8 protein-coding genes and 1 riboswitch are annotated in these 10,210 nt (G+C 59.5%); all 8 genes read right to left on the minus strand.

The features are described from left to right. Window positions 1-346: 346 nt before the first annotated feature. Window positions 347-2,473 (minus strand): elongation factor G, encoded by a 2,127-nt coding sequence (gene fusA / locus QKE52_RS06780; RefSeq protein ID WP_046648490.1) that lies wholly within the window; start codon window positions 2,471-2,473, stop codon window positions 347-349. Between the two features lie 300 nt (window positions 2,474-2,773). Further along, complete coding sequence (gene rpsG, locus QKE52_RS06785; protein ID WP_046648491.1) at window positions 2,774-3,241, minus strand: 30S ribosomal protein S7; 468 nt, start codon at window positions 3,239-3,241, stop codon at window positions 2,774-2,776. 6 nt (window positions 3,242-3,247) lie between these two features. After that, window positions 3,248-3,619 carry a 30S ribosomal protein S12 gene (gene rpsL / locus QKE52_RS06790; RefSeq protein ID WP_046648492.1) on the minus strand — a complete coding sequence of 124 codons (372 nt, stop codon included), beginning with the start codon at window positions 3,617-3,619 and terminating at the stop codon, window positions 3,248-3,250. Window positions 3,620-3,934: 315 nt separating this feature from the next. Continuing rightward, on the minus strand, window positions 3,935-4,549 hold the full coding sequence (locus tag QKE52_RS06795) for a hypothetical protein (protein ID WP_246818667.1): 615 nt from the start codon (window positions 4,547-4,549) through the stop codon (window positions 3,935-3,937). A gap of 42 nt (window positions 4,550-4,591) precedes the next feature. Beyond that, window positions 4,592-5,350, minus strand: coding sequence for an energy-coupling factor transporter transmembrane component T (locus tag QKE52_RS06800; RefSeq protein WP_343205883.1), 759 nt, complete (start codon window positions 5,348-5,350; stop codon window positions 4,592-4,594). Between the two features lie 85 nt (window positions 5,351-5,435). Further along, entirely contained in the window at window positions 5,436-6,947 is a 1,512-nt protein-coding gene (locus QKE52_RS06805) for an ABC transporter ATP-binding protein (protein WP_347948431.1), read from the minus strand. A 123-nt stretch (window positions 6,948-7,070) separates the two neighbouring features. Then, window positions 7,071-7,718: an ECF transporter S component gene (locus QKE52_RS06810; protein WP_347948432.1), complete on the minus strand. Its 648-nt coding sequence runs from the start codon at window positions 7,716-7,718 to the stop codon at window positions 7,071-7,073. Continuing rightward, a riboswitch (TPP riboswitch) is annotated at window positions 7,707-7,881 on the minus strand. Its footprint overlaps the gene before it by 12 nt. A 447-nt stretch (window positions 7,882-8,328) precedes the next feature. Then, window positions 8,329-10,210: YPDG domain-containing protein (locus tag QKE52_RS06815; protein ID WP_347948433.1), on the minus strand; the 1,882-nt coding region annotated here is incomplete at its 5' end.

Genomic DNA, 10,210 nt, shown 5'->3' on the forward strand with positions numbered 1-10,210 from the left:
TCTATGGCGGCTACGTATTTCGCAGCCACGTGGTTTGTATTGCCATTGGCACTTCGAGCCGGAGCTCATAAGCGCTAATGACGCTTTCTTACGTGCCAGTTACACGATCCTAGATTTATGCCGCAGTTTTTTCAAACTGCCTAAATAGGAGGTAACCCCGCCCAACACGTGCGGACGTTGACCCTCGACAAGAATCAAATTAACGGATCCTGGGAGGGTAACGGCCGGCTCAACCCACATCAAGCGTGTGCGCTCAGCCGACCGCTACCCCAAGGCGCGGAACTGGTCTTCCACTGGCGAAGACTACCAGCCCCGCATGTACGCCTTTGCGGCAGGGGCCTAAAAGTTAGGCCTTGGCGCCGGTGCGCTCCTCGATGATCTCCTGTGCCACGGAGGACGGAACCTCAGCGTAGGAGTCGAAGACCATGGTGAAGTTTGCACGGCCAGCGGTGGAAGAACGCAGGTCACCGATGTAGCCGAACATCTCGGACAGCGGAACCTTAGCCTTGACGACCTTGGCGCCGGAGCGGTCTTCCATAGCGAAGACCTGGCCACGACGGGAGGAGATGTCACCGTTGACGGTACCCATGTACTCCTCCGGGGTCACAACCTCAACGGCCATGATCGGCTCCAGCAGAACCGGCTTAGCCTTAGCGACGGCCTCCTTGAGGACCTGGGAGCCGGCTAGCTTGAAGGCCATCTCAGAGGAGTCAACGTCGTGGTAAGCGCCATCCTCGAGGGTGGCCTTGATGTTCACCAGCGGGAAGCCAGCGACGAAGCCGTACTGCATAGCGTCCTGGATACCAGCGTCGACGGACGGGATGTACTCCTTCGGAACGCGACCACCGGTGACGGAGTTCTCGAACTTGTAGGTTGCGGACTCGCCCTCTTCCAGCTCTTCCGGCTCCGGATTGTACGGCTCGATGGTGACGATAACCTTTGCGAACTGGCCAGAACCACCGGTCTGCTTCTTGTGGGTGTATTCCAGGGACTCGACCTTCTTGCGGATGGTCTCGCGGTAAGCAACCTGCGGGTTACCGATGTTGGCCTCAACCTTGAACTCGCGCTTCATGCGGTCAACCAGAACGTCGAGGTGCAGCTCGCCCATACCGCCGATAACGGTCTGGCCGGACTCCTCGTCGAGGTGAACGGTGAAGGTCGGGTCCTCTTCAGCGAGCTTCTGGATCGCGGTACCCAGCTTCTCCTGGTCAGCCTTGGTCTTCGGCTCAATAGCAACCTGGATAACCGGATCCGGGAAGTCCATGGACTCAAGGATGATCGGGTTGTCCGGGTTACACAGGGTGTCACCGGTGGTGGTTTCCTTCAGGCCGATGAACGCGTAGATGTTACCGGCGTCGGCGTGCTCGACCGGGTTCTCCTTGTTCGCGTGCATCTGGAAGAGCTTGCCCACGCGCTCCTTCTTGTTCTTGGTGGAGTTGAGCATCTGCTCGCCCGGGATAGCCTGGCCGGAGTAGACACGCACGTAGGTGAGCTTGCCGAAGAACGGGTGCACGGCAATCTTGAAGGCCAGTGCGGAGAACGGCTCCTGGACGGAAGGCTTACGAGTCAGGGTCTCCTCACCGTCGAGGGAGGTGCCGTTGACCTCGCCGATGTCCAGCGGGTTCGGGAGGTAGTCAACAATAGCGTCGAGCAGCGGCTGGACACCCTTGTTGCGGTAAGCGGTACCGCAGAGGACCGGGTAGATCTCGGAGCTCACGGTCAGCTTGCGGATAGCGCCCTTGATTTCCTCAATGGTCAGCTCTTCGCCGCCGAAGTACTTCTCCATGAGCTCTTCGTCGGACTCAGCGACGGTCTCGAGCAGCTTCTCGCGGTACTCTTCAGCCTTCTCCTGCAACTCGGCAGGGATCTCCTCGATAGTGGCTTCGGTTCCGGTTTCTACCTTGCCGCGCCAGGTCAGCGCCTTCATGTTGATCAGGTCGACGACGCCATCGAAGTCATCTTCAGCACCGATCGGCAGCTGCATGACCAACGGCTTAGCGCCGAGGCGATCAATGATGGTCTGGACGGTGAAGTAGAAGTCCGCACCCATCTTGTCCATCTTGTTGACGAAGCAGATACGAGGGACGTCGTACTTAGCAGCCTGGCGCCACACCTGCTCGGACTGCGGCTCCACACCTTCCTTGCCGTCGAAGACAGCAACAGCGCCGTCGAGAACACGCAGGGAGCGCTCAACCTCAACGGTGAAGTCCACGTGGCCCGGGGTGTCAATGATGTTGATCTGGTTGTTGTTCCAGAAACAGGTCACAGCAGCGGACGTAATGGTGATGCCGCGCTCCTTCTCCTGCTCCATCCAGTCAGTGGTGGCGCCACCATCGTGGGTCTCACCGACCTTGCGGTTAATACCGGTGTAGAAGAGGATGCGCTCGGTGGTAGTGGTCTTACCCGCATCGATGTGCGCCATGATGCCGATGTTGCGGACCTTGTTCAGATCCTTAAGCACTTCTTGTGCCACAGTTAATACCCCAACTTAATTGTCGTCGACGCCGACGCCAGTTATGCACTGACGAAACATAGGTGACGTCTTCATGGATAGGTCTTGGTCTATTTTGCCACGTCTGGGCTTCTACGTCAGCGTGAGACGTGGAGCCCACGCCATAAAAATGGCCCGAACAACGCTATTCAAGTTTAGGTTCCGCACTGTTTAGCGTGGAGCGCTCCGCCAAGGGGAGCGAGAACACGCAGTGTCAGCGCAGGTAAACGATAATATCGCTGTTCGAGCCATGATGCCATGTGGCGGGTTATACCGGAGGGATTACCAGCGGTAGTGAGCGAAGGCGCGGTTAGCCTCAGCCATCTTGTGAGTATCCTCACGGCGCTTCACGGAAGCACCCAGGCCGTTGGATGCATCGAGGATCTCGTTTGCGAGACGCTCGATCATGGAGTTCTCACGACGCTGACGGGTAAAGGTAACCAGCCAACGCAGAGCCAGGGTGTTGGCACGTGCCGGCTTAACCTCAACCGGAACCTGGTAGGTAGCGCCACCCACACGACGGGAGCGAACCTCGAGGTCCGGGCGGATGTTGCCCAGGGCCTTCTCCAGGGTGCCGACCGGGTCGGTACCGGTCTTCTCACGGCAGACCTCGAGAGCGCCGTACACAATGCGCTCAGCGGTGGACTTCTTGCCGTCACGCAGGATCTTGTTCACGAGCATGGTGACCTGCTCGGAGTTGTAAACCGGGTCCTTAACTACAGGACGCTTCGGTGCAGCATTCTTACGCATTGTTGATTACTGTCCCTTCTTTGCGCCGTAGCGGGAACGAGCCTGCTTACGGTCCTTCACGCCCTGGGTATCCAGTGCGCCGCGGATAATCTTGTAGCGAACACCCGGGAGGTCCCTCACACGACCACCGCGGACGAGCACCATGGAGTGCTCCTGCAGGTTGTGACCCTCGCCCGGAATGTAGGCGGAAACCTCGATACCGGAGGTCAGGCGCACACGGGCAACCTTACGCAGAGCCGAGTTCGGCTTCTTCGGGGTGGTGGTGTACACGCGGGTGCACACGCCACGGCGCTGCGGGGAGCCCTTCAGGGCGGCCGTAGCAACCTTGGCCTTCTTGTCGTGGCGGCCCTTGCGGACCAGCTGCTGAATAGTTGGCATATATCTAGTCTTTCTCTATGACTTCGGCTTGAACTGACCGCTTTCACACGTCCAAACATGCAAAAATAGGGGCTCTTCTCCGGGGCCCTTCCGCATGTCCAGAATGTATCTCACCCAGCGGATGGTTGAGATACCGATCAGACTTTTCATCTCCTATAAAGATGAAACCTTGGACAGACTACCACCACCCCACTGATCTGCCCAAATCTCACGTGCCCGTACTTCCCAATGGTTAGTGACCGGCGTACACAGCACGGCCCGGCTGGCCACGCCAGTGGCGCCACGCAATGCTGCCCACAAGGACCCACTAGAGAGTTAGCTCCACTCCCACGTCAGGTCCGCCTCCACCGCGCGCTCGGCGAAGTGCTCTTTTTCCTGCCGCTCCCAGGTTTCAAACCACTCTTCATAGCCAGGGTCGCGCTCCAGGGCGCGCTCGCGGCGCTTCTCGCGTGGCCCGTCGATACGCACCGTCACCACGGAGCCGCGCTCTTTGGCGGCGGCCACGGTGGCCTCGGTGACAGAACCAACTCCTTCGACGATCAGATCATCGCGCTCATCCAGGCTCGCCCAGTCCTTCGGCGCGTTGGCATCCCAGTCCCAGCGCCAATAGCCCGGGTTATTCTCCCGCAGCACTTGCTCTGAAACCATCTCTGAACCCTCTTGCAGCCCATGCCAGCCGGGGTAGAACTCGTCAAGGTGGACTACCCGCCACCCGGTACGCTCAGCCAGCGCTGCAGAAGCCCAGGTCTTGCCGGCGCCCGAGGGGCCGTCGATAAGCACGGTGACTGGGCGCATCGGGCGCTTGCGCGACGCGGCGAGCGCCACCACATCGGCCAAGAGCCGATCCATCTCGGCGGCGTGCGTCTGGGCAGTGTCCTTACCGCTGTCCTGGTCGGCCGTGCGGTCCGCGTCCTGCATGTATTTCTTCACCACTTCTGGGTACGTCTAGCGTGCAGCTTTGAGAGAGTCGTCCTAGAGTCCGAAGAATCTCCAGGACCCACTGAGAACCGAAACTACCACCGGAAGCGCCGCAAGGCCCGTTCCCACCACCATCACCAGCCAGTCTCTGCTGGCAAGGCGGGACGGCCGCGCCCATGTGCGTTGCCCACCGCCCGGTGGGGTTCGCCCGAAACCGCGCGCCTCCATCGCCGTGGCCAGCTTGCCCCCGCGCCGCAGGGCTAGCACCAAGAGCCCGAAGGACATGGTGATGAGGTGCTTGATGCGGCCCTCGTCGGTCAGCCCACGCGCGCGCCGCGCCATGGCCAGGTACTGCCAATCGGATTTGAACAACGTCATCATGCGCACCCCGGCCACCGCACCGATGACGAAGCGGGAAGGTAGCTTGAGGATCTGCGAGAGGGCGTCGCCCAACTCCGTCGGGTCAATATCCCGCGCCAGCACCACCATGGGCAGCGCCACCGCCAGCACGCGCATCGTAATGGCGATGGCCAGCTCCATCGAGTTGTCCGTAACCGTGATCAGCCACCAGCTGAAGTACTCCCGCCCGCCCGGTGCGCCGTAAAGCAGCATCGAAATGCCGGACAACGGAGCGATAAGAAAAAGGAACCAGCCAGCTTTAAACAGGCGCGGCCACGACACTCCGCACAGGGGCGCAAAAACTAAAGTCATGGCCAAGGACACTGCCGCGGAGACCCAATCCACGGAGAGTAACAGCGGGCTCACCCACACGAACATGAGGAAAATTCGGGTCAGCGGGTTCACGCCGTGCAGTAAACCTGCACGGCCAGCACGATCGGCGCGGCCGGCACGTTCGGCGCGACCAGCGCCGTCTGCGTTCGCCGACGACGTAGTTGTCTCAGCCACGGCTCACCTCCACTCGGTGGTCGCCAAGGGCGGAAATGAACAACGGATCGTGGGTCACCGACGCAATCGTCGTCCCCTCATCCGCCATGCGCCGCAGCAACCACACCAACTCGGTGAAGGTGTGGGGGTCTTGGCCGAAGGTGGGTTCGTCGAGAAGCAGCACCTCCGGCGCCGTGACCAACGCAGTGGCCACCGACAACCGGCGCTTCTCCCCACCGGAGAGCGTAAACGGATTGGCGTTAAGCAAATGCCCCAAGCGTAGTGCCTCCACGAGCTCCGCGATGCGCCCCTCCGGCACCTCGCGGTGCATGACGCGGGGTGCCACGCGCAGCTCCTCTGCCACCGTACGGGCGACGAATTGGTGCTCGGGATTCTGGAAGACGAAGCCAATGCGGTCCGCCAGGTCCCGGGACTTCCACGTCAACGGCGAGCCTTTCAGCCCCCGCCGCACGTACTCGGCCACACCAATCTCCCCGGAGACCGCCGGAAGCAATCCCGCCACCGTCATCAGCCACGTGGTCTTGCCCGCACCATTTGGCCCAGTAATCACCGTGGACATCCCCCGCGGCAGCGCGTAGCTGCGCGGCGGCCCGAAGCGGGTGACCAAGTCTGTACTCCACAACGCCGCCGACTCCGGTCCGGCCACGTTCGACACTGACGTTTCCGACGCTGCCGCCTCCGACACAACCAAATCCGGTACTACCGAACCCGATACTCCCCCAGTGCTGCTTGGCGACGTCCCACCGATCTCCCGCGCCCGCGGCAAACCTCTAATAGACCGCGACGCCACCACAGTGCCTAAAGGACCGTCAGCGACGATGCGCCCATCCTTCAACTCAATTGCCCGGTCGAGCACGCCCTCCCAGGCCGAATGCTGGTGCTCTACGACGATGAGGGTGGCACCCGTGCGCGCCACCATGGTCGTTACGGCCTCGATGACCTCACGCGCGCCCTCCGGGTCGAGGTTGGCCGTCGGCTCATCCAGCAGCACCATGCCCGCCCCCATCGCGATGACACCGGCCAAGGCTAGGCGCTGCTTCTGCCCTCCGGACAGACGCTCCGTGGGGAAAGACAAGTCCACCGCAGGCCCCACCATCGCTAGCGCCGCAGTTACCCGCTGCCAAATCTCAGAGCGCGGATAGGCCAGATTCTCACAACCAAAGGCCACGTCATCGCCCACGCGCGCGGCGATCACCTGCGAGTCCGGGTCCTGCAAAACCAACCCCACCGGAATCGTGCGCCCGGGTGGCTCCACGTGACCGGCAGCATCCTCAAGAAGAATCTCCCCGACACGGGTACCTTCATCATCCCCACCAAGCACGCCCGCAATGGCCGCCAGCAGCGTGGATTTTCCGGAGCCGGAATCCCCACACAGCAGTACCTTCTCCCCCGGCGATACAACCAAATCAATATCCGCTAGCGCGGGCGCATGCCTGCCCGCATGCGTCCAGCCATAGCCACGAGCCACAAGCTTCGTGGCCCCAGCACTACCCACATCAGCCATCAGAACCAGCCATCACATAGAACCAGCCATCACACTCAGCAACGCCAACCAGCATTAGTCAACGATCAACAAACAACGCGGAACAAGTAGGAACAGCGCAAACCCAGTAACAAGCAACGATGCCTAAGCGTTGTGCTGTTCACGGCCAACCGCAAAGCGATCCAGCGCACCAGTCTTCGCAAGAGCCTTAACCACGAAGTAACCTACAGCTCCCGCCAACACCGCACCGGAGATGCTCAGCGTCACTAGGTAAATGATGTTGAACTGCAGAGTCTTGCCCAGGTTTCCGGAAGTAAACAGCTCCAGAACAAACGCACCCCAGCCCGCAGCCATGCCGCCGATCATCGCAATGCCCAGGCCAAAGCGGCGGTAAAGGAAGATAGCCAAGACAATCTCCACGCCAATGCCCTGTGCAATACCGGAGTACAACGTGCTAATCCCCCACTGGGAACCCAGCACCGCCGACACAATCGCCGCCAACAGCTCCACGTAGAGTGCCCCACCCGGCTTGCGGATAACCAATCCACCGATCACGCCGCCAATCAACCAGATACCGGTAGCAATACCTCCCAGGCCCGGCGTGAGCGCATCCATAGCCTCAAACCAGGCGTATCCCACCGTGTTCCATGCCAGGAACACGAATCCGCACGCCACACCCAGCACCGAAGCCACCACGATGTCAACGATGCGCCAGTTCAGATTGCGCGGGGCGGCAGCACCACTCGCAGGTGCGCCGTTATTAACAAATCCACCATGTGATACAGAGTTCATGATTCCTCCCTTTCGCCGGCATTATCCGGATCAGGTTCGACGGTTCGCCGCTACTCCGCGGCATCTCAGCCTCCTCAGCAAACCCCCGCACACCACCCAAGAAACGAAAGGAAATAGGGCTAAGCACTAACAGGAAAACGAGGAAGCACCCGTGACGATGTGTAGTTAGAAGCCGCCAGCACCAAAAGAGCACCAGCTAAGCACGCTCAAAAGCACTGTCAGCTTAGCAAGACGTACCTCACAAGAGCACATCTATCTCTGCTTTAGGCAAAAGAGGCAAGCCACTAGTTCAGGAAAAACGAATGTACCCCGTCGCGTCCTCTGACCTACGCGACGGGGTACGTGCACACCGGCTTCAAAACGCCAGTGGCCATGAGCCTCCACTCGTACAGCTTAAGGAAAGGAAAAGCTTCGGTAGAGACCCAAGACTATGAGAAATAACAAATGGTATTTCGGCACTATCAAACAAAATCGAGCAATGAGTCAGGCCACGCCACCGGGCTATAAAGCTCGGTGGCAGTGTCCCGCTTCATTAACTCTCACGTTGAGCGGGAGGTTAACGCACCTCCCGGGGCGGTGTTTTTAGAGGAAACACAACCTCACGCTTCGATTACTTGGAGGAACCTTCGTCAGCACCCGGTGCACAAGCATCAGCCAACAGACCGATAGCCAGAGCACCAGCAGCAATCAGAGCCACAGCACCAGCAGCCTGCTGGTAATCAGCACCGAAACGCTTCAGCTGAGCATTAATACCATTGACCTGGTCAGCCAACGGGCCGTTGAACAAACCAGCCTGCTGCTGCAGACGGGTATTCAGATCCTGAATCTGCTTGTTAATCGGAGCAACAAACTCCGACAGACCCGGAATGTTCATCTGGGAAGCCAGACCAACCGGAATCAGGAACAGCAGCGGGATACCAATACCCAAACCAGTGTTGATGCAACGCTCAGACAGGTTGGAAGAACCAGTCCAATCGGAAGAATCATCAGGCTTCGGAGCCGGCTTGGAATCGCCAGTGACGACACGCTCAGCCTCGTTGCCATCCTTATCCTTGGCAACAATCTTGTCGCCAGTCTTCAGCTCCTTGTCAACAACGACCTTCCACTTACCATCGTCACCAACGGTAACAGTCTTCTCGGTCTTCTTGCCGTCCTTGTCCGTGACAATAACGGTGAGATCCGTACCAGGCTTAGCGGTACCAGTGATCTCCTTGTCACCATCCTTAGCCGGATCAATCGTCGGCTTGATGACCTCCGGAGTCTCAGACGGATCGTCCTCACCCGGCTTGTTCGGATCAATCGGCCAGGTCGGTCCACCCGGAATAATCGGCTTCTTAGGCTTCTCAACCTCAACGACTACGCGGTCAATCTCGTTGCCGTCCTTGTCCTTGACAATAACGACGACCTTGTCACCAGGCTTAGCGTCCTTATCGATGTCGACAATCAGCTTGCCGTCCTCATCGATTTCAGCCTTACCAGGGCCATCGGTCTCAACAGTGGTGCCGTCCGGCACCTTGCCACCATCGTTCGGGATCTCGACCTTGTCGCCAGGCTTACCGGAGTCATCCTTCCAGTCAGGCTTCTTGTCCCCAGGAGCAGGAGCGTCCGGCTTCTCAACCTCAACAACGACACGGTCAATCTCGTTGCCGTCCTTGTCCTTGACAATAACGACGACCTTGTCACCAGGCTTAGCGTCCTTATCGATGTCGACAATCAGCTTGCCTTCGTCATCGATTTCAGCCTTACCCGGCCCCTCGGTCTCAACAGTGGTGCCATCCGGAACGTCACCGCCGGTGTTCGGGATCTCGACCTTGTCGCCAGGCTTACCCTTGTCATCCGTCCAGTCCGGCTTCTCAGCAGGAGCAGAGGGCTCGGTAACAGTCACGGTCGACTCGTCGATCGTGTTGCCTTCCGGATCCTTCACCTCGACGACAATCTTGTCACCAGGCTTAGCATCCTTATCGATGTCGACAATCAGATTGCCGTCCTCATCAATTTCAGCCTTACCCGGGCCCTCGGTCTCAACCGTGGTGCCATCCGGAACATCGCCACCTTCGTTCGGAACAGTAACCTTGTCACCCGGCTCACCTTCACCATCGCCCCACTCTGGCTTCGCCTCAGGGTCAGTGACAGTAACCGTGACATCAACCTCGTCGGTCGAGCCATCCGGGTAGGTCACGGTCACCGGAACAGTGATCTTGTCACCCGGCTTCGCATCCTCCGGAATCTGAACCTTCAGCGAACCATCCTCAGCGACCTCAACACCATCCTTGTCGGTGGTGAACTTGGTGCCTTCCGGAACAGTGACCTTGTCTCCGTCCTTGTTCGTGAACTTCGGAGCATCAACCGGAGCCTTCGTGCCAGGCTTACCGAAGCCGTCCTCGTAGTTAGGCTCGAAGGTTGCGGCATTGGTGGGGTTACCCGGCTCGATCGGAGTTGCCGGAATCGAACCCTTATCCTTCGGGTTAGAGCCCTTGTCCTTCTCATCCTCA

It is taken from the genome of Corynebacterium sp. c25Ua_47 (assembly GCF_039907205.1).
GTDB classification, from domain to species: domain Bacteria; phylum Actinomycetota; class Actinomycetes; order Mycobacteriales; family Mycobacteriaceae; genus Corynebacterium; species Corynebacterium hiratae.

Coding starts and splice junctions, on each gene's coding strand:
- QKE52_RS06805 (WP_347948431.1), bottom strand. CDS start 6,947: ATGGCTGATGTGGGTAGTGCTGGGGCCACGAAGCTTGTGGCTCGTGGC.
- rpsL (WP_046648492.1), bottom strand. CDS start 3,619: ATGCCAACTATTCAGCAGCTGGTCCGCAAGGGCCGCCACGACAAGAAG.
- rpsG (WP_046648491.1), bottom strand. CDS start 3,241: ATGCGTAAGAATGCTGCACCGAAGCGTCCTGTAGTTAAGGACCCGGTT.
- QKE52_RS06810 (WP_347948432.1), bottom strand. CDS start 7,718: ATGAACTCTGTATCACATGGTGGATTTGTTAATAACGGCGCACCTGCG.